The following is an 18949-nucleotide window of genomic DNA, read 5'->3' on the forward strand; positions in this document are numbered from 1 at the left end:
TTACTCCGGGCCGGGCCCGCGCCCCCAGCTCGATGACGAAACGCCGCCGCGCTGTGACAACCCCCGCGACGGTCCCCGTCCGGCCCCGCGGACTTGGGAACCAACAGCCCAACTGCCCGCCCGGACGACTCACCGTCGCACCCCAATAGGGATAGGCTAGGACGGTGAGTTCGACGCAGCAGAATCCTAGATCAGCAGGCCGCTTCATCGTCTTCGAAGGCGGGGACGGCGCCGGGAAATCGACGCAGGCGGCCCTGCTGAGCGCCGAGTTGCGCAAAAACGGCCACAACGTCCTGCAAACCCGCGAACCCGGGGGCACCCAGATCGGCGAAAAGCTCCGTTCCCTGGTGCTGGACCACGGGCAGGGCACCGTCGATGCGCGCACCGAGGCTCTGATGTATGCGGCGGCACGCGCCGCCCACGTCGAACAGGTGATCCGCCCGGCGCTGGCCGCCGGCACCATGGTGGTCTGCGACAGGTTCATCGACTCTTCCCTGGCGTACCAAGGCATCGGCCGCGCCCTGGGCGAGGACGCCGTGCGTTCCATCAACGAATTCGCCACCGGCGGGCTGGGCCCCGACCTGACCGTGCTGCTGGACGTCGCCCCGGCAGCGGGCCGTTCCCGCCGCACCACCGGAGTCGACGGGGCGCCCGTGGCCGAGGACCGGCTGGAATCGGAACCCGACGAATTCCATGCCCGCATTCGCGAGGCGTTCCTCCACTTTGCCGGCCGCGACCCGCAGCGCTACGTGGTGCTCGATGCTACAAACAGCGTCGACGAGTTGGCCGCCGCCATCAGCAACGCCGTCGCCGCCCTTCCGGAAGCTTCCGGGTACCTGTCGTGAGTGTCTGGGACGACCTGCCGGGCCAGGGGAAAACCATCACAGCGCTTTCCCGCGCCGTGGCCGAGGGCAGCCCGTCGCACGCCTGGCTGTTCACGGGCCCTCCCGGTTCCGGGCGTTCGAACGCCGCGCGGGCCTTTGCCGCCGCCCTGCAATGCACGGTCCCCGATGCGGCAAACCGCGGTTGCGGGCAGTGCAAGGCCTGCGTGACGGTACTGGCCGGCACCCACCCGGATGTCGCGTTGATCTCCACCGAGAAGGTTAATTACCAGATCGACGACGTCCGCGAGCTGATCACCAAGGCCCAGGACCGGCCCTCCACCGCCCCGTGGCGCGTGATCATCGTCGAGGACGCCGACCGGATGACCGAGCGCACCACCAACGTGCTGCTCAAGTCCATCGAAGAGCCTCCCCCGCACACCATCTGGATCCTGTGCGCCCCATCCCCCGCCGACGTGCTGGTGACGATCCGTTCGCGCTGCCGTTCGGTGTCGCTTTCGGTGCCCACCCGGGCCGCCGTTGCCGAGCTGTTGGTCCGCCGCGACGGGCTTTCGGAGGCCCAGGCCGACTTTGCGGCCCGCATCGCCCAATCGCACATCGGCATTGCCAGGCGCCTGGCCCGCGACGAGGACGCCCGCCGCCGCCGGGACCGCACCGTGCGCATGCCGTTGCGGCTTCGCGGGGTCGCCGATGCGGTGATGGCCGCCGCGGAGCTGGTGGACCTTTCCACGGCCGAGGCCACCGCCGCAGCAACCGAACGCGCCGAGGCCGAGGCCGCCGCGCTGCGCACGGCGCTCGGGCTGGACGCCGACGCCCCGGTTCCGCCCCAGCAGCGCAGCCAGTTCAAGGCCTTGGAAGAAAACGCCAAGCGCCGGGCCCGCCGCTCCACGCACGATGCGCTGGATCGCTCGTTGATCGACCTGACCACGTTTTTCCGCGATGTCTTGATGCTGCAGCTGAACTCCGGCACCGAACTTGTCAACGACTACCTCGCCGACGACCTGCGGTCCTACGCCGCGGCGTCGCGCCCCGAAGCGACGGTGGCCAAGATCGATGCCATCGCCGAGGCCCGTACCCGCATCGGTGCAAACGTTGCACCGCTTCTGGCCGTCGAGGCCATGATGGTCGCCCTGCGGCCCGCCAAATAACCGAATATTCCGCCCCACCAGCCCTAGGAGCCAGCATGAGAGCCTTCAGACGCCCAGTGTCCGTGATTGCAGCATTGGGCTCCGTGGCCCTGCTGCTGACGGCATGCGGTCCAGCCACCACTGCGGACCCCACCGCGGGCGTGCAAAGCCCATCGGTTTCCGCCACGCAGTCGACCGCGGCACCCGTTGCCGACGTGGTCCCTGCCGGCCTTGAGAAGTTCTACAACCAGAAGCTGGAATGGACCAATTGCGGCGGAGTCCTCGAGTGCGCAAAAATCAAGGTGCCCGTGGACTATGCCAATCCCCAAGGCGAAACCATGACCCTTGCCCTCAACAAGCGCGCGGGAAAGAACGCCCAGGGGTCGCTGCTGGTCAATCCCGGCGGGCCCGGCGGCTCGGGCCTTGAAATTGTCAGGGATTCGATCCCCACCTTGTTCGGGCAGGATCTGCAGCGCAGCTTCGACATCATCGGTTTCGACCCGCGAGGCGTGGGCTCCTCGACCCCCGTCAAGTGCGAGACACCGGCGGAACAGGATGCCAGCCGCCAGGAGCAATTCGATACCAGCACCGACGAGGGTTTGGCCCTCATGCGCAAATCCAGCGCCCAGTATGCGGCACTGTGCGCCAAACGCACCGGTCCGTCCCTTGGGTTCGTGGACACCGATTCCGCGGCGCGGGACATGGACGTCATGCGCGCCCTGCTCGGTGACAAGCAACTGAACTACCTTGGTTACTCCTACGGCACCGCCCTTGGGGCCCACTACGCAGAGCTCTTCCCGCAGAACGTCGGCCGCATGGTGCTTGACGGCGCGCTGGATCCATCGCTGACCAACGAAGAAATCACCATGGGTCAGGCCATCGGTTTCGAAAACGAAATCCGGGCCTACATGCAGAATTGCCTCGAGTCCCCTGATTGTCCGTTCACCGGCGATCTCGAGTCCGCGTTGACCCAGCTCCGCGAATTGTTCGCCGGAGTCGAGCGCACCCCGATGGTGGCCACCGACGGCCGGACCGTGCCGATCATCGACTTTGTCAATGGATTCATTGTCCCGCTCTATTCCAATTCCCTGTGGCCGGCGCTGACCGAGGCACTGCGCAACGTGATTGCCGGGAACGTTGACGACATCCAGTTCTTCGCCGACATCACGGCCGGCCGTGAACCGGATGGCAACTACTCCGGGAACAGCAGCGCCGCGTTCACTGCCATCAACTGCCTGGACTACCCCATGAACTCCGATATCGGCGTGATGCGGGCCGACGAAAAGGCGTTGGTCGCCGCGGCGCCGACCATCGGCAAGTACCTGGCCTATGGCGCCGTGGGGTGCCAGGACTGGAAGTACCCGCCGAAGGGGGAACCCGGCGTGATCAATGCAGCGGGCGCTGCACCGATCGTCGTTATCGGCACCACCGGGGATCCGGCGACTCCTTACGAGTGGGCCCAGGCGTTGGCCGAACAGCTCGATTCCGCTTCGCTGGTGACCTTCAACGGACACGGCCACACCGCCTATGGCCGCTCCAATGAATGCATCTCCAATGCTGTCGAATCGTACTTGATTGACGGCAAGGTTCCCGCCGACGGACTGACCTGCTAGACCCCGCGCAACCGGAGTCTTCGGGGCGTATCGGCACGTCGTTTTGACCGCTGCCGATACGCTCCTATAAAGTAGTCACTTGTGGCGCTAATACGCCACGGTGCCTCCTTAGCTCAGTTGGTAGAGCGTTTCACTCGTAATGAAAAGGTCGCCAGTTCGATTCTGGCAGGAGGCTCTGATTTACCCCCGGCTTTCCGGGGGTTTTTCATTTAACACCACCTCGAAACTTGCCCCGGTGAGCACCTTTGGGTGTAGCCATCGGGCGGAACCGGGAACCAGGAACCTCAGTTGTCGAGTCAGACTCCCCCATCATCGCTCTTCCCGCCCGAGCTGGCCAAGCTCCTTGGCCATGCACCGCTTCCGGCAGGCCATGGCATATCCGGGTACTTCCCCGATCCGAATCCGGAGGCCCGCGCCTATGCAGGTTGCGGCTTTGCGATCACCCGCGCGTCCGGAACGGAGACCCACGTGGCGTTCCGTGCAGCGAAGGTCACGCCCACCAAGGCGGGGCTGTTTGTCACCTTGTGGCGGCGTGACGCAGAGGGCGTTACCAGGCCCTACACCGCAGACGACGGCGTGGACGAGTTCTGGATCGCCGCTGAGACCAAACACGGCTACGGATGTTTCAAGTTTCCCGCCCGGGAATTGGCCAAGTCAGGGGTTTTGACCACGTCCAAAAAACCCGGCAAGCGTGGCTTCCGCCTCTACACCCCATGGGACACCGATCTCAATGCAAGCGCCACCAAGGTGTGGGCATGGCAGAGTGGGTTCTTCACGGTGTTGAGCCGATAGGCTTTTTCCATGGAAAAACTTTCGCTGCAGACCGAGAACCTGGAACTCGTCCCACCCGCAGCCGATGACGTTGACGCGGTCTTCGCCGCATGCCAAGATCCCGAAACGCAGAACTGGGTGCCGATTCCGGTTCCCTATTTACACGAACACGCGATCGAATACGTAACCACGCACACCGACAAGACATGGGACGAAGGCACCGAGTACACGTGGACCATCCGATCCGCCGGCACCTTGGCCGGCGTCGTAGGCCTCTACCGGGTTGGCAACGGATCGGCCGATCTGGGCTTCTGGATGGACCCGGCGTTCCGCGGCCAAGGCTTGTTGACCGAGGCCTGCACCGCGGTGCTGGATTTCGCCCTCGCCGAAGCGCCCGCCGGCTTGGGTCTGGCCCGCATCGGATGGAATGCCTATGCGGGGAACTTCGGCTCGGCACGAGTCGCCCAGAAGCTGGGCTTCCATTTCGAGGGAACCGCCCGCCTGGGTGCCGCACTGCGCGGGCAACTGCGCGACGACTGGGCCGGCAGTCTTTTGCCCGGCGATGACCGCACCATGCAGCCGTGGTCGATCCTTGGCTAGCAAACGCCCACACCGGCGTTAAAGTGCCGTGGGGGCCCGATCAATCGGGTCCCCACGGCACTTTGCTTTCCTCCCGGTTGCAGCCGGGCGGAAACCGATGCCTAGGCGAAGTCGCTGACGGCAGGGTCGGCGCTGATGCGTCCTTCGAAGCCCTTGTCCAAGGCGTTGATCGCCGCGATGTCTTCGGCGTCCAGGCGGACAGCAAGGCCTTCGAAGTTCTCGACGATGCGCGACGGAGTCACGGACTTCGGGATCACGACGTTGCCCAGCGCCAAGTGCCAGGCGATGACAACCTGGGCAGGAGTTGCCTGGTGCTTTTCGGCGATGGCAACCAACACCGGATCGCTCAGCAGTTCGCTGCCCTGGCCCAGCGGCGACCACGACTGGTGCTTGATGCCCTTGGAAGCTTCGAATTCGCGCAGCGCGGTCTGCGGGAAGTACGGGTGGGTTTCGACCTGGTTGATGACCGGCAGCACGCCGGTGGCTTCTTCAAGTTTGGCGAGCGCCTCGATGGTGAAGTTGCAGACGCCAATCGACTTCACGCGACCGGACTTCTGCAGCTCGATCAGTGCGCGCCAGGTGTCGACATACTTGCCCTGCTTGGGCTGCAGCCAGTGGATCAGGTACAGGTCGAGGTACTCCAGGCCCAGGCGCTCCATGGAGGCGTCGAAGGCCGCGAGGGTTTCTTCGAAGCCCTGGTCGGCGTTCCAGACCTTGGTGGTGATGAACATGTCTTCGCGCGGAACGTCGGTGGCGGCAAGCGCGCGACCGACGCCCTCTTCGTTTCCGTAGATCTTGGCGGTGTCGATGTGGCGGTAGCCTGCGTCGAAGGCCTGCTGGACCACGTCGGTGGCAACGGTGTCTTCGACCTTCCACACGCCGTAGCCAAGCTGCGGGATGGTGTTGCCGTCGTGGAATGTGAGTTCGGGGGAAACAAGGTTCGTCATGTTCTCATCCTGCCACCGCGTGTTGTGGGCGGGGGCAGCTGCGCGTGCTGATCAGCGTTGGGCGAAATGTTAAGCAACCGTTTCAAGGTTCAATTGGCAGCTTCGGAAAAATTCCTTGATGCGGCGTGTAACACCCGGGCGGCTTCCGGACATAGAGGGAGCATGGAACAAGTGATGATGCTTCCGAGGCCCGTGCCGGCACCCGAAGAACGCTTCGCTGCCGTGCATGCCGCCTGCCACAACACCGTCTTCCGCTACCTGGCCCGGCGGATCATCCCCGCACACCTTGCTGAGGACCTCACCGGCGAGGTGTTCGTGATCGTCTGGGAAAAGGTCCTTGGCGGCGCCCAACCCGAGACCGCCTACGTGGTGGCGATTGCCCGGAACCTCCTGCGCGGCGCATACCGGGCTACGGCCAAGGCTTCCAAGCTCCGCAGCGCATTTGCTCATGAGCGCATGCGTCCAAGGGTCGAGAACCCGCAGGTAGCCCGGGCACTGGAAACGATGAAAGAGCCGGCGCGGGAGCTTCTCTTGCTCACCTACTGGGATTCGTTCACCACCGAGGAAATAGCAGTCATCCTCGACAGCAGCCCCGGGGCCGTCCGCGTGCGCCTGCACCGGGCGCGCAAGGCATTCGCCACGGCGCTTGCATCCGATTCAGCACTGCAATTTTCCACAGGAGAGGCGGCACGGCCATGACCCCAAATCCAGCTCCCCACCCAAGCAACGACCTCGATCCCGCATTGGAGTCGCTGCTGCGCGCTTCCGACCCGGCCAACGATCGAGTGGCCACGGCAATGGTTCGAAGCAGGTCCAACACCTCCGGGATTTCTGCCGGGCACTATGCGCCACCGATCTCGCAATCTGTCGTTCCCCCGCCGCGCCCGGCAACGGACGACGCATCCGCAACCGGCTCGAGCAGCGGTGCCAACCGGTCGTCGGCCGGACCCCGTTGGGGCGTGTTCCTCGCGGTGGCAGCCAGCGCCGCACTGGTTGCAGGCGTTGCGGTGTTCGGCCCATGGGCCAACAGCACGGCACCCGCACCTGGGCCGGCCGCGCCCCCAGCTGTACCCGCCGAGACTACCGCGCCGGAAGTTGCACCTTCCTACTTCAATCCCCTGGACGGGAAGAAGATGGCCGCATTCACCAAGGCAGGTGGCGAAAGAATGGTCGGACGACTGCGTGCGGCTCTTCCGGCGGATCCCGGTGAACTCCGCGCAACCGGCTGGGTGTTCGAGCTGTATGTGAAATCGGGATCGACGCCCACGGCTGATTTGACCCCGGATGACAAACAAGACGACAAGATACTTGTCGATTCCGACTGGGTGCCGATCGATCTCGGGATGCGCAGTACCTCGCTGCTGGGCCGCAACCCCGAAACAGGCGATCTTGCGATCGTCTACTCCGCCAACCTGAGGGACGGGATCTTGGAGGCGGAACCCGGCCCCTACGGGGTGCTGTTTTCCGACCAAAGCCACCTGGCCGCGGGATCCTTGAAGGGGGCGTCATCGGCCAGGACACTCGACGGAGAGCCCCTGGAGGCAACGGCCGTGGACCTCGGCGTTCCCTATCTCGTGCAGTTTGCAGCCTTCGGCATGAAGTACGGCTTTTCCGGAACCCCTCAGCAAGCCCCATCCTTGCTCAGGGCAAAGAGCTTCCATTCACGGACCGGCCCCGATGCCACGTCATGCGTTTCAGTCACCACCACTTTGGGCGACAGGATCCTTTCATTCCCAACAGGCTCAAAGGCATCCATCGACATGACAGAGATTGTGGATGATCCGCCCGTATTGAACACCCCGCTGAGAATCACACCGCCGGTCGGACCCGGCCAGAGCTACGACACCGCCAATTTTTCCCTTGACACAACAAAGCAGCGCGCGGCCACCCTCAAAGTCTGGCCCACGGGAACAACCGGCACTTGTGGCGACCGCACCGGCGAGATCGTGAAGTTCGCGGGCCTCAAGAAGTAACCGCCACGTCCAACGAACAGGGGGCGGTCGACCGGAAAATTCCGGCCAACCGCCCGCTCACAAGTTTGTGCAGCAAAGCGCTATCGGTGTTTGGCCATTTCGGCCTCGGCCGCACTGATCCCCTCGGCAACCAGGTCGGCGCGCATGGCGACGTTTTCCAGCCCGGCCGAGGCGTAACCCCAGCGCTCGCCGTCCAGGCGTGACATCGCGGCAACCTGTGCGGTGGTTGCCAGGTCGTTTGCGGCCTTGGACAGCATGCGGTGCACCGCATAGAGCTCGTGCGGAACGTTGTCTCCGGTGCTGGGGTTCTTCGCCTGGGCCTCGACACAGATGGCGCGAACCCTGGATTGCAGCTCCGCCAGGTGGTTGGCGATCAGGATCAACGCATTGTGCAGGTCGTCGTCTTCAATGCCTTCGAGGACCTGGTGCACCCGGTCCAGCGACCGCCCGAAGCGGTCGTAGGCGCGTCGCCACACTCCATCGCCGAGTTCCTTGGCGTCACGGCGCGCATTGCGCGCGGTGGAGAACAGCCCCATCTGCGTTTGTACCCTTGCCTCTGCTCGATTTCAAGGCTGTGCGCCTTGGCGGCTCCGGGCCGTCTTCGTCCGGAATACCAGTCTAGAGGTATTGGCCATACCCGCTGTTTCCCTCTTGGTTCTTCTTGTCCCCGGACTCCGCGGGGCCTTCCGCCCTGCGCGGGCCGATGGGGCCCATGCGTTCGGGTTCGCCCTGTTCGTTGATGATGATGCCGGGGGCCACTTGGGTGCCCGGTGGCAGCTGGCGCAGGGCCATGCGCTGGGCAAGCTGTTGATTGGCGAGCTGCTGGGCTGCCATGGCGGCCTGCAATCCGTGGAAGACCCCCTCGAGCCAGCCCACCAACTGGGCCTGTGCCACGCGCAGCTCCGCGGTGGTGGGTGTTTCGCCCTCGCCAAAGGGCAACCGGATCCGGTGCAGCTCGGCGGCCAGTTCCGGGGACAACCCCGTTTCAAGTTCCTGTACGGATCGTTCGTGGATGTCCGCCATCCGGGTGCGCGCCTGCTCGTCCAGGGGCGCGGAACGGACCTCGTCCAGAAGCTGCTTGATCATGCCGCCGATGCGCATGAGCTTTGCGGGTTCACCCACACCCATCATCTGCTGGCCGTTGCTTTCCTGCTCCGTGCTTGGAACCGGCATGGTTCCCGGTGCGGGGCCGCCAACCGGCCCGCGGCCCATAGGAGTGGGCCTGACTTCCTGCGGAACAGGGTGTTGCCCCGCGGCAAAACCGGGTACCGACGGCCATGGAGTGGCACTCGGCGATGGCTGGTCTGTTGCCTCTTGCTCTTCCGGGATCTGCGCACTTTGCTCGGTCATGGCACCATCTTGCCACGGGCTGCCGACCGCGGGGAGAGAGAACCCCGAGGGCTTTGGAGAACCCGTGCGGCATCCCGGCCCTCAACCGGACGGCAGGCTCCCTTCCGGGCAGCGAAATGGCGGGCCCTTGAACCTGGTTCAACGGCCCGCCATGTCCCGAACTGTCTTGGCGCCTAGCAGCAGCGTCCCTGCGGGTTCTTTTCCTGCCAGTCGGTGTAATCGCGCCAGAACTCGCGTTCACTCATGGGCGGCACGCCGGGGTGGGTGCGTGCCTGGTGTTCGAGGTACACCCGGTACTTGTCGGCGCCCAGCACACCTTCGAAGAAGCGCACGAACGACCGGGCGCCATGCCACGTTGCGGAACATGCCCGTGCCACCGCCGAGCGTTGTGCGCCCGGAACCGTTTCCTTCGCGGAGCCCATGGTCAGTGACCGCCCCGGAAGACATGGTGCTCGGGCGGAACCAGCTTCCATGCCGCCTCGAGTTCCCTCTCGGCCGGCGAGGAGACGATGCCGCTCGGAGCGTAGAGCTTGGAGGGAACCTCCGGATCCTCGGTGTTGGCGCCGCCGCCGTGGGGGAATGCCCTGATGGTGGCGATGATGGCCGCGATGATCACGATCACCGAAAGCACCAGGAAGATGACCGAGAGCCAGCCCTGGACGAAGGTGTTGCGCACCACGGCCTCCATGGCCGCAACGCTATTGGCGGACCCGAAGCTGGTTTCCCCGCGTTCCAGTGCACCCTTGAACGCGTTGTGCTGTGCGAAGTAACCGACGGCCGGAACCGGTGAGAAGATCTTCAGGAACGACGCGTACACGGTGACAGCGGTGGCGAACGTCAGCGGCAGCACCACGACCCACAGGTACTTGAAGTTTCCCCGTTTGGCCACGATCGTCATGACGACTGCCAGGGCGATGGCTGCCAGCAGCTGGTTGGAGATGCCGAAGAGCGGGAAGAACGTGTTGATGCCGCCCAGCGGGTCGGTGACCCCGAGGATCAGGATGTACCCCCATGCCGCGACCATGATCGCGGTGCACGTCCACGCGCCCGGACGCCACGAGGTGTCCTTGAACTTCGGGATGATGTTGCCGATGGTGTCTTGCAGCATGAAGCGGGCCACGCGGGTGCCGGCGTCGACGGCGGTGAGGATGAACAGCGCCTCGAACATGATGGCGAAGTGGTACCAGAAGCTCATCATCGCGATCCCGCCGAACCACTGCTGCATGATGTGCGCGATGCCCACGGCCAGGGTCGGGGCCCCGCCGGTGCGCGAGACGACGCTTTCCTCACCCACGCCCGCGGCCAGCTCGGTCAGCATGCCAGGGGTCAGGTTCACGCCGGTCAGGCCCAGCGAGTTCACGAACGCCACCGCGCCCTCGACGGTTCCGCCGGTTGCCGCGGCGGAGGAGTTCATGGCGAAGTAGATGCCGCGGTCGATGGAGATCGCAGCGACCAGCGCCATGATGGCGACGAAGGATTCCATGAGCATGCCGCCGTAGCCCAGGAAGCGGGTCTGGCGTTCCTTTTCGACCATCTTCGGCGTGGTTCCGGAGGAGATCAGTGCGTGGAATCCGGAGAGCGCGCCGCAGGCGATGGTGACAAAGAGGAACGGGAACAGGTGCCCGGCCACCACGGGGCCCCTGCCGGTGATCGCGAATTCAGAGATCGCCGGGACGGAGATCTCCGGGCGAACCACGATGATGGCGACGGCCAGCAGGCCGATCACGCCGATCTTCATGAAGGTTGAGAGGTAGTCGCGCGGGGCCAGCAACAGCCAGACCGGGAGCACCGCGGCAATGAAGCCGTAGAAGATGATGAACCAGGCCAGGGCGGTGCGGTCCAGGTGGAAGAGTTCGGCGCCCCACGCCGATTCGGCAACCCAGCGGCCGGATATGATCGCGAACATCAGCAGCGCAAAGCCGATCACGGAGACTTCCATGACCTTGCCCGGGCGGATGAACCGCAGGTAGACGCCCATGAACAGGGCGATCGGGATGGTCAGGCCCACCGAGTACACGCCCCAGGCGGATTCGCCCAGCGCATTGACCACCACGAGGGCCAGGATCGCCACGATGATGACCATGATGGCAAGGGTGGCGATCAGTGCGGCGGTGCCGCCGATGAGACCAAGCTCCTCGCGGGCCATCTGGCCCAGCGAGCGTCCGCCGCGGCGCATGGAGAAGAACATGACCAGGTAGTCCTGGACTCCGCCGGCCAGGACCACGCCGATGATGATCCAGATGGTGCCCGGAAGGTAACCCATCTGGGCGGCGAGGATCGGGCCGACCAGCGGGCCGGCGCCGGCGATCGCCGCGAAGTGGTGCCCGTAGAGCACCCGGCGGTCGGTCGGCATGAAGTCCTTGCCGTTGTTGTTGTACTCGGCGGGGGTGGCCCGGAAGTCATTGGGCTTGGTGATCTTGCGCTCGATGAACTTGGCGTAGAAGCGGTAGCCAATCAGGTAGGTGCAGACAGCCGCGAAAACGAACCAGATGGCGTTGATGGTCTCGCCGCGCGAGAACGCAACTATCGACCAGGCGACGCCGCCCAGCAGTGCGATGGCAACCCAGATCGCGATCTTGATTGGCGTCCACTTCTTTTCTTCCGCCTCGATCGTCTCCGGGGCTACACCTGCCGGAGGCAAATCCGGCGCCGTGCTGCGATGCTGACTCATTGTTTTCCTCTCACGGGTACTGATGGGTGGGGCGCGAGTTGTGGGCGCAGGAATGGTTTCCTGTGTCGCAAGACACCCTGCACTCACCACCCACCGTAGTCCTTGGGGAAATCGTGGTCAGGCCCTGACGACGATTTTTCCGGTGTGATTCCCCGAATCGAAGTATTCGTGCGCCGAACGGACATCATCGAACGAAAAACGGCGGTCGATCGCCAGGTCAAGCCGCCCCGATTCGAGCAAGGGAAGCACCCGCCGGCGCACCTCGTCCACGATCCGGGCCTTCTGTTCCGTCGGCCTGGCGCGCAACGTGGTGCCGATGATGCGGGCCCGCTTGGCCATCAGCGCACCCAGGTTCAGCTCGGCCTTGGCCCCGCCGATCAACCCGATGACCACCAGGGTCCCGTCCACGGCGAGCGCCCGCACGTTCGAGGCAAGGTACTTGGCACCCACGACGTCCAGGATGACGTCGATGCCGGCCCCGCCGGTGAGTGCGGCGGTGCGCCGGACGAAGTCCTCGTCGCGGTAGTTGATCCCGTGGTGCGCCCCCAGCGCCAGGCAATGGGCGATCTTCTGGTCGCTGGATGCCGTGACAAACACCGTGGCGCCCGCCGCCGCGCAGAGTTGGATGGCCATCGAGCCGATCCCGCCGGCGCCGCCGTGGATCAGCACGTTTTGCCCCTCCCGCAGGTTCGCCTCGAGGAAGAGGTTGGAGACGACCGTCGCCGCGACCTCCATGAAACCCGCGGCGTCCACCAGGTCGACCGAGTCCGGAAGCTCGAGCACGTGGCCCTCGGGCACCGCAACATACTGCGCGTACCCGCCGCCTGCCAGCAGTGCACAGACACGCTTGCCGGCCAGCGACGCGTCGGCCTCCGGGCCAACGGCTTCCACGATGCCCGAGACCTCGAGGCCGGGGATGTCGCTGGCCCCCGGGGGCGGCGGGTACACCCCGATCCGCTGCTGCACATCCGCCCTGTTCAGCCCGAAGGCCGCCACCTTGACCAGCACCTCGCCGGGCCCCGGGACGGGAAGCGGGCGTTCGGTTTCCGCCACAACTTCAGTTCCGCCTGCACCTTGGTATTCAATGGCTCGCATCGTCGCCCGCTTTCCTTGGATCGTTTCCCGTTTCCCCCATGATCGCATCCGCCGGGCGCGGCACGGACGCCCGTTTTCGACACGCCTGGATGCGTAAGCCGCAGGTGGTCCGCGGTCGTGCCTTTGCTGGCGTATACTTTTTTGGTCTGGATGGTTGTCCGAGCGGCCTAAGGAGCTGGTCTTGAAAACCAGTGTGCGGTAACCCCGTACCAAGAGTTCAAATCTCTTACCATCCGCTCACAAAGAGAGGCAGTTCCCGTATCGTGGGGACTGCCTCTCTTGTGTTTCCAAATCAATGCCGGCTTGGCCCTGCGGGGCGTTCTACAGCGCGTTGTTCTGGCTGAGCCGCACCATTTCTTGGGCGATGTCCCGGGCGTCGCCCAGGGTGCGGGCCGCCCCGTCAAGCGGCGCCCCCGCCTGCGCGGCGATGGCGGTGCCCCACTGCACCGAGGAAAGCTGCAGGCCCAGCACGAAGACGGCACGGTGCGCCAGCCCGTTTGCATCGACCAGTCGGTACGGCTCCCCCACCACGTCGAGGCCCTGCCCCGGAATGGGTTCGCCCGCCACGTTGCGCATGGTCAGCGGCGCGGCAAGCCCGTCGTCGAGCAATTGGCGCAAGAGCGGCGAGGCCGTCTGCAGTACCCTGTTGGCGGGCATCATCGCCTCGACCAGGACCGGCGCGGTGTAGCTGGGTGCATCGACCCACGGGGAAGAGGCGATGAACGCGGCGGAGACGGGGTCGATACCGAATTCCGGGTCCGGGCCGATGAACTCGACGACGGAAGCCCGCGCGAGCGCCGCCAACTCCTCAATGCGTTGCACCGGCGGCCCGGAGGAGAGTCCCTCCACCAGGGGTTCGAACCAGCCCTGGACCTCGTTCAGGCGAGACTCGTCGGAGATCAGCCCCTCGGCAATCATGTTCTTGAGTTCCATGCGCCCGGCGTTCAACGTCCCGATCGCCATCTTCAACGGGTCCTTTTCCCCGCCGGCGGAGGACAAGGCATCGGTCTCAAGGTATTCCAGGACGGCCCTCTGGTATTCCTGCGCCGAGCCGAACCCGCGTTCAGCAAAGGGCTGCCCGAGCCCGGGGACATCCAGGAAACCCAGCTCCGGGGCGTGCTCGGCCACCAGCTGCTGCGCCTCCGACAGCCACACCTGGGCCCCTGCCTGGTGCTCAGCGTCCAGCACCAAAACGAGCCGGCGCAGGAATTCGTCGGGGTCGAGCGCGAAGCGCCCGGGTGTCCTGGCGGCGGCGGTGCGGTAGTAGGCCAGCAGCACGTCGCGGTGCAGCAGCGGCCACACGTGGGCCTCGAACTCGGCGGTGGCCTCCGGGTTGGTGACCCGTTGCTCGGCGATCCGCTGGACGATCACCTCGCTGTCGAAGTACTCCAGGCGAACCGACGGCGGAATGAACTCCTCGATGCAGGCCTTGGCCCGGTAGGGTGTGCCGCGGCGCGAGGCCGCCACGATCTTGGGCTCGAATCCGGAGGCCCAGTATTCCAGCGTTTGCCCCGGGCCGCCGTTGGCCGAACGGAATTCCCCGCCGCGGCCCACGGTCAACGCGACCATCACGTCGAAGAAGTTCAGGCCCAGGCCGCGGACAAGCGCTGTCTGCCCGGCCGGGATCTTGTCCCACGACACATCGCTTGGCACATTCGGGCCCTGGTAGGTCAGGTCCACCTCGTCGGCTTCCTCGGACATCGCCGACTGTGCGGGGTTCAGGTGCGCCGGAACGTGCCCGAGCGCCAGCACCACCGCGTCCGCGGTGAATTCCTCGGGGGCGCCCTGCGCGCGCGGGTGCGGGTAGGAGTCGTCCACGGGTTGCGCGGCCAGCAAATAGCGGGCGTCGGTGCGCGACAGGCTGCGGACCTCGGAGCGCACGAAGCGGACCTCGACGACCAGTTCAAGGTCGCGCAGGGCCGCGGCGACCGACTCAAAGACGTGGCGCAGGTAGCGCCCGTACAGGGCACGCGGCGGGTAGGATCCGCGTTCCAGTGCCGCGAGTTCCTGTGTCTCGACCGTGCTCAGGAGCGCGCCGTCGCCGCCGGAGGCCCGCCACTGCTCAAAGCTCAGTCCGGGTTCGTCCGGGTGCGTGCGCTCGGGGGCGACTGTCGGGAAAACCGATGGCGTGTTCATCAGGTAAAGCCGCGACTGCGCCGTGGACCAGACACGTCCGGCGCCGGGTTCAAACTGGTCAAAGACCAGGATCCGGATCATCCGGCCACGGCCTTCGGCCTGCCGCAGCGCGGCCAGGAGCCGCTCCAATACCGAGGTGCCACGCGGACCGGCACCGACGACGGCGATTGTGTACGGTTCTGGACTGGAATTCTGCTGCTCACTCACGCTTTTCAGCCTAGTCCCCCGCGGGCGTCCGGGTCACCCGGGCACACCCGGCAATCCGGATGTGCCCAAGTGCCAAACGCAAGGAAAGGCTGCGTTGAGAGACTACGCTGCCATGTGGCTTTCAACTGTTGCCCGCAAGACCTCTGCATGCTCATAGATCTCGTCCAGACTTTGAATCGGGATTCGGGTCTCGACTTTGTCCGGCCCAAAGACACCTAGGTATTTTTGTGTCCGATTGAAATGAAGTCGCGCGATCGGCTTGCGGTTATTGTCGTCAAGCAAAACAGCGAAGTACGATTTCGCATCGCGGTAGGCTACGCGATTGGCTTTCACGTCCTTACAAACAATGGCACGGACAATATGGAAGCCTTCAAGCTCCTCCAGTGTCGTATCGACGCCGTCATCCGCCTCGAGGTCCGCTTCGACGATGGGCTTGCTCGTCACGCTTGCTATGAGTTCTACCGATGAAATCGCTGGCACATTGGGCTCACCGAGCGCTGCCTTAATTCGATCGTTCACTTGGTCGCCCAGGAATTGTTTGGATGCTTTGGCAACCAAACCTGTGAATTGGTCCCTTACTCGCTGGGTGAACTGACCCTCGTAGACGCCGGTGGACAAGAACTTGACCCAATCGGGTGTGGGCTCTTGGAAATTCGCAGCAATCGCCCGCTTGATTTCGCCAATGTACCGGAGCTCCTCCGCGGAGCTAATGATGGAATCGAGGTCGAAGGTATCTCGAGACAACTTCCGAAGCTCTGGGATCAGAGTTTCGTCAATGTCGTTCATGTCCAAGATCAAGAACGGTTTCGAATCCATCTTGTTTGGCGCATCAAGATCCGTGTAGAACTGGTAGACCTCGCCGTTGGTCAAAATGGCGATCCGGGCGTTGGTCGCGGCGAAATAGCGATACAGCTGAGAGGCGTGTTCGTACTTCAAACCGGCGGGAGATTTCTTGCACTCGATCAAGATCTGGACTTCCCCATCGCGAACGATGGCATAGTCAATCTTCTCGCCCTTTTTGATCCCGATATCAGCAGTGAACTCCGGTACCACTTCCAAAGGATCAAAAACGTCGTACCCGAGGATAGTCGAAATGAAAGGCATTATGAATGCGTTCTTCGTCGCCTCTTCTGTTTCGATAATGCTGCGCTGTTGCTGAATCTTCGCCGCCAGTGCGGCGATCCGTTCTCCAAACTGCATCATTCTTCCTTCCAAGAGCGTGTAGGTCCACTCAACCTACTCACAGAGTTCGACAAATTGGGGATGTCACTGGTTGTGACGAAAAAGATTTCCAAAGCCTCTTGCCTAGTTCCATAGACTGAACACATGAGTTCTTCTTCGCCCCGGAACACCCCGGATGCCACGCCGGCAGACGCATCGACACTAGTGCTTCATGACGCCCCCGGGAACGGCGCGGCTCCCCCGTCTGCGCCACACCGCAAGACGACGGCGAACGAGCCGGCCGACCCGTTGCAGTGGCTCGAGGAGCTGGACTCCCAGCGGGCCATGGAGTGGGTGCTGGCACAGAACGAGCGCACCGAATCCGAACTCTTTGACGCGGACTACGAGGCGAGCCGAGACGCCATCCTCCGGGTTCTCGATGCCACCGACCGCATTCCCATGGTGACCAAGCGCGGCGAGCACTATTACAACTTCTGGCGCGATGCCGCGCATCCCAAGGGACTGTGGCAGCGCACGACCTGGGATTCCTACCAAGGCGGGGACCCGGCGTGGGAGGTGCTGCTCGACGTCGATGCCCTTGCCGCCGAGGACAACGTCGACTGGGTGTTCTCCGGCGCGCAGATGCTGCGCCCGACACCGGGCAGCCCCTATGCCCGCGCGTTGGTCAAGCTCTCCCCCGACGGCGGCGACCAGGTCAGGGTGCGTGAATTCGACCTTGCCACCCGCGCCTTCGTGTCCGGCGGCTTTGACCTTCCCGTCGCCAAAACCAATGTCTCGTGGCTGGATGGGGACACGCTGTATGTGGCAACCGAGGTGGGCGAGGGGTCGCTGACTCGCTCCTCCTACGCCCGCACCGTGCGGAGGCTGTCCCGCTCCCAGGAGCTGGACCAGGCCCCGGAGGTTTTTGCCATTGACGAATCCCACGTGCTCGCCTACGTGTCGCACGACCCCACTCCGGGGTTCGAGCGCGACGTGGCGCACGACGTGATCGACTTCTACAACGCCAAGACCTACCTGCGCCGCGACGAATCATGGGTCCAGATCGAGGTGCCAACGGATGTCGGGGTGTCCCTTCACCGGAGCTGGGTGCTGTTCTCCCCGCAAACCGCCTGGACCCGCCGCGGCAAGACCCATGTGCCCGGGTCGCTGCTGCTGGCCGACCTGGAAGAATTCATGGCCGGGACCGCGTCCCTGCGGGAGATCTTTGTTCCCACCGACAGCAGCTCGCTCCAGTCGATCGATTTCACCGCCAACTACCTGCTGCTCAATGTCCTGCAGGACGTTTCCTCACAGATCCTGGTCTGCGACCCTTCGCTCGATTTTGCCCTGAGCCCGCTCGAGGCGGGCGCACCGCTGCACAGCTTCAGCATCTCGTCCGTCGACGACCTGGATCCGGAGTGCGCGGACGACTACTGGCTCACCATCACCGGCTTCCTGACCCCGACGACGCTGGCCCGCGGCACCATCGGTTCCGCGGCCGCGCCGGGGTCGCCACCGAGGGTCGTCAAGGGCGCCCCGGCACGCTTTGACGCCTCGGATTTCGAGGTGACCCAGCACTTTGCGGTGTCCGATGACGGGACACGCGTCCCGTATTTCCAGGTTTCCCCTGCAGATTTGCCCCTCGACGGCTTGAACCCCGTCCTGATGCACGGCTACGGCGGTTTCCAGGCAAGCCTGACTCCCGGCTATGTGGGCACGCTGGGGCCGGGCTGGCTGACACGCAGCACCGCCGGCGGGCGACGCAGCAGCTACGTCGTGGCGAACATCCGCGGCGGCGGGGAGTACGGTCCGCGCTGGCACCGTGCAGCACTTCGCGAAAACCGCCATCGCGCCTACGAGGACTTCGCCGCCGTTGCCCGCGACCTGGTGGCCCGCGGAGTGACCTCGCCCAGGCATTTGGCGGCGACCGGGCGTTCGAATGGCGGACTGCTCATGGGCAACATGATCACCGGCTACCCCGAACTCTTCGGAGCCGTTTCCTGCGGCGTCCCGCTTCTTGACATGCGCCGTTACACCCGGTTGGCCGCAGGGCATTCGTGGATCGCCGAGTACGGGGACCCTGACGTGCCCGGGGACTGGGAGTTCATCCGCACGTTTTCCCCCTACCACCGGCTCGATGATGCGTTGCCTGCCGGGACCGCCTATCCCGCCTCGCTCATTTGGAGCGCCACAAGTGACGACCGGGTTGGTCCGGTTCAGGCCCGGAAAATGGCGGCCAGGATGATGGACATGGGTGTGCCAAACGTTCGGTACCACGAGTCCCTCGACGGCGGGCATGCCGGCGCCTCCGACAATGCCGCTTCGGCAACCATGTTGGCCACCAGTTACGAGTTCCTGTGGCGAAATATCGGGTCCTGATCCGTCATTAATCCTCGGAATATCAACGTTTTCACTCCCTGGCTGATTCTCGTTTTGTAAGCGGAGCCAGCTTTGGG

The 18949-nt window shown here is 64.5% G+C and carries 16 protein-coding genes and 2 tRNA genes; 10 read left to right on the top strand and 8 right to left on the bottom strand.

Going from position 1 to position 18949, the window contains the following annotated elements:
- Positions 1-164: 164 nt before the first annotated feature.
- From tmk to JOF47_RS19600, 6 genes are all read left to right on the top strand, one after another.
- Positions 165-845, top strand: a complete 681-nt coding sequence (gene tmk / locus JOF47_RS19575) for a dTMP kinase (protein WP_210002083.1) — start codon at positions 165-167, stop codon at positions 843-845.
- Positions 842-1990, top strand: coding sequence for a DNA polymerase III subunit delta' (locus JOF47_RS19580; RefSeq protein WP_210002085.1), 1149 nt, complete (start codon positions 842-844; stop codon positions 1988-1990). Before tmk ends, JOF47_RS19580 begins: the two co-directional genes overlap by 4 nt.
- Before the next feature lie 35 nt (positions 1991-2025).
- Positions 2026-3582: an alpha/beta hydrolase gene (locus tag JOF47_RS19585; protein ID WP_210002087.1), complete on the top strand. Its 1557-nt coding sequence runs from the start codon at positions 2026-2028 to the stop codon at positions 3580-3582.
- Positions 3583-3684: 102 nt separating this feature from the next.
- A tRNA-Thr gene (locus tag JOF47_RS19590) sits at positions 3685-3757 on the top strand.
- Between the two features lie 113 nt (positions 3758-3870).
- Positions 3871-4374 carry a MepB family protein gene (locus JOF47_RS19595; protein ID WP_210002090.1) on the top strand — a complete coding sequence of 168 codons (504 nt, stop codon included), beginning with the start codon at positions 3871-3873 and terminating at the stop codon, positions 4372-4374.
- A 9-nt stretch (positions 4375-4383) separates the two neighbouring features.
- A complete protein-coding gene (locus tag JOF47_RS19600) occupies positions 4384-4953 on the top strand; it encodes a GNAT family N-acetyltransferase (protein WP_210002092.1) in 570 nt (189 codons plus the stop codon).
- 101 nt (positions 4954-5054) lie between these two features.
- Here JOF47_RS19600 and JOF47_RS19605 read toward each other — a convergent pair whose 3' ends face one another.
- The gene (locus JOF47_RS19605; protein ID WP_210002095.1) at positions 5055-5900 is read right to left on the bottom strand and encodes an aldo/keto reductase; all 846 of its coding nucleotides are present in this window, start codon (positions 5898-5900) and stop codon (positions 5055-5057) included.
- A 174-nt stretch (positions 5901-6074) separates the two neighbouring features.
- Between JOF47_RS19605 and JOF47_RS19610 the strand changes: the two genes are divergently transcribed.
- Positions 6075-6599, top strand: a complete 525-nt coding sequence (locus tag JOF47_RS19610) for an RNA polymerase sigma factor (protein WP_210002097.1) — start codon at positions 6075-6077, stop codon at positions 6597-6599.
- Positions 6596-7873, top strand: coding sequence for a hypothetical protein (locus JOF47_RS19615; RefSeq protein WP_210002099.1), 1278 nt, complete (start codon positions 6596-6598; stop codon positions 7871-7873). The genes JOF47_RS19610 and JOF47_RS19615 overlap by 4 nt, the downstream gene beginning before the upstream one ends.
- Before the next feature lie 80 nt (positions 7874-7953).
- Here the strand turns inward: JOF47_RS19615 and JOF47_RS19620 are convergent, their stop codons facing one another.
- The 5 genes from JOF47_RS19620 to JOF47_RS19640 all read right to left on the bottom strand — a co-directional run bounded on the left by JOF47_RS19620 (position 7954) and on the right by JOF47_RS19640 (position 12989).
- Positions 7954-8409, bottom strand: coding sequence for a hypothetical protein (locus JOF47_RS19620; RefSeq protein ID WP_210002101.1), 456 nt, complete (start codon positions 8407-8409; stop codon positions 7954-7956).
- A gap of 82 nt (positions 8410-8491) precedes the next feature.
- The gene (locus JOF47_RS19625) at positions 8492-9223 is read right to left on the bottom strand and encodes a proteasome activator (protein ID WP_245357072.1); all 732 of its coding nucleotides are present in this window, start codon (positions 9221-9223) and stop codon (positions 8492-8494) included.
- A 173-nt stretch (positions 9224-9396) separates the two neighbouring features.
- Positions 9397-9600 (bottom strand): YbdD/YjiX family protein, encoded by a 204-nt coding sequence (locus JOF47_RS19630; protein ID WP_342592895.1) that lies wholly within the window; start codon positions 9598-9600, stop codon positions 9397-9399.
- 47 nt (positions 9601-9647) lie between these two features.
- Positions 9648-11894, bottom strand: a complete 2247-nt coding sequence (locus tag JOF47_RS19635; RefSeq protein ID WP_210002105.1) for a carbon starvation CstA family protein — start codon at positions 11892-11894, stop codon at positions 9648-9650.
- Between the two features lie 117 nt (positions 11895-12011).
- Positions 12012-12989 carry an NAD(P)H-quinone oxidoreductase gene (locus tag JOF47_RS19640; RefSeq protein WP_210002107.1) on the bottom strand — a complete coding sequence of 326 codons (978 nt, stop codon included), beginning with the start codon at positions 12987-12989 and terminating at the stop codon, positions 12012-12014.
- Positions 12990-13137: 148 nt separating this feature from the next.
- Here JOF47_RS19640 and JOF47_RS19645 point away from each other — a divergent pair.
- Positions 13138-13225: transfer RNA gene (locus tag JOF47_RS19645), tRNA-Ser, on the top strand.
- Between the two features lie 85 nt (positions 13226-13310).
- Here JOF47_RS19645 and JOF47_RS19650 read toward each other — a convergent pair.
- Positions 13311-15332 carry an FAD/NAD(P)-binding protein gene (locus tag JOF47_RS19650; RefSeq protein ID WP_210002109.1) on the bottom strand — a complete coding sequence of 674 codons (2022 nt, stop codon included), beginning with the start codon at positions 15330-15332 and terminating at the stop codon, positions 13311-13313.
- Between the two features lie 102 nt (positions 15333-15434).
- Positions 15435-16532 carry a type I restriction endonuclease gene (locus JOF47_RS19655; protein WP_210002817.1) on the bottom strand — a complete coding sequence of 366 codons (1098 nt, stop codon included), beginning with the start codon at positions 16530-16532 and terminating at the stop codon, positions 15435-15437.
- Positions 16533-16658: 126 nt separating this feature from the next.
- Here JOF47_RS19655 and JOF47_RS19660 point away from each other — a divergent pair, with 126 nt between their 5' ends.
- Positions 16659-18872 (top strand): prolyl oligopeptidase family serine peptidase, encoded by a 2214-nt coding sequence (locus tag JOF47_RS19660; RefSeq protein ID WP_210002111.1) that lies wholly within the window; start codon positions 16659-16661, stop codon positions 18870-18872.
- Positions 18873-18949 lie beyond the last annotated feature (77 nt).

Origin of the sequence: Paeniglutamicibacter kerguelensis, assembly GCF_017876535.1 — a bacterium.
Classification (GTDB): domain Bacteria; phylum Actinomycetota; class Actinomycetes; order Actinomycetales; family Micrococcaceae; genus Paeniglutamicibacter; species Paeniglutamicibacter kerguelensis.

Bases quoted from the DNA above. Each gene is read 5' to 3' on its own strand.
- JOF47_RS19585 (WP_210002087.1), top strand. From the start codon at position 2,026: ATGAGAGCCTTCAGACGCCCAGTGTCCGTGATTGCAGCATTGGGCTCC.
- JOF47_RS19600 (WP_210002092.1), top strand. From the start codon at position 4,384: ATGGAAAAACTTTCGCTGCAGACCGAGAACCTGGAACTCGTCCCACCC.
- JOF47_RS19605 (WP_210002095.1), bottom strand. From the start codon at position 5,900: ATGACGAACCTTGTTTCCCCCGAACTCACATTCCACGACGGCAACACC.
- JOF47_RS19610 (WP_210002097.1), top strand. From the start codon at position 6,075: ATGATGCTTCCGAGGCCCGTGCCGGCACCCGAAGAACGCTTCGCTGCC.
- JOF47_RS19615 (WP_210002099.1), top strand. From the start codon at position 6,596: ATGACCCCAAATCCAGCTCCCCACCCAAGCAACGACCTCGATCCCGCA.
- JOF47_RS19620 (WP_210002101.1), bottom strand. From the start codon at position 8,409: ATGGGGCTGTTCTCCACCGCGCGCAATGCGCGCCGTGACGCCAAGGAA.
- JOF47_RS19625 (WP_245357072.1), bottom strand. From the start codon at position 9,223: ATGACCGAGCAAAGTGCGCAGATCCCGGAAGAGCAAGAGGCAACAGAC.
- JOF47_RS19635 (WP_210002105.1), bottom strand. From the start codon at position 11,894: ATGAGTCAGCATCGCAGCACGGCGCCGGATTTGCCTCCGGCAGGTGTA.
- JOF47_RS19640 (WP_210002107.1), bottom strand. From the start codon at position 12,989: ATGCGAGCCATTGAATACCAAGGTGCAGGCGGAACTGAAGTTGTGGCG.
- JOF47_RS19655 (WP_210002817.1), bottom strand. From the start codon at position 16,532: ATGCAGTTTGGAGAACGGATCGCCGCACTGGCGGCGAAGATTCAGCAA.
- JOF47_RS19660 (WP_210002111.1), top strand. From the start codon at position 16,659: ATGAGTTCTTCTTCGCCCCGGAACACCCCGGATGCCACGCCGGCAGAC.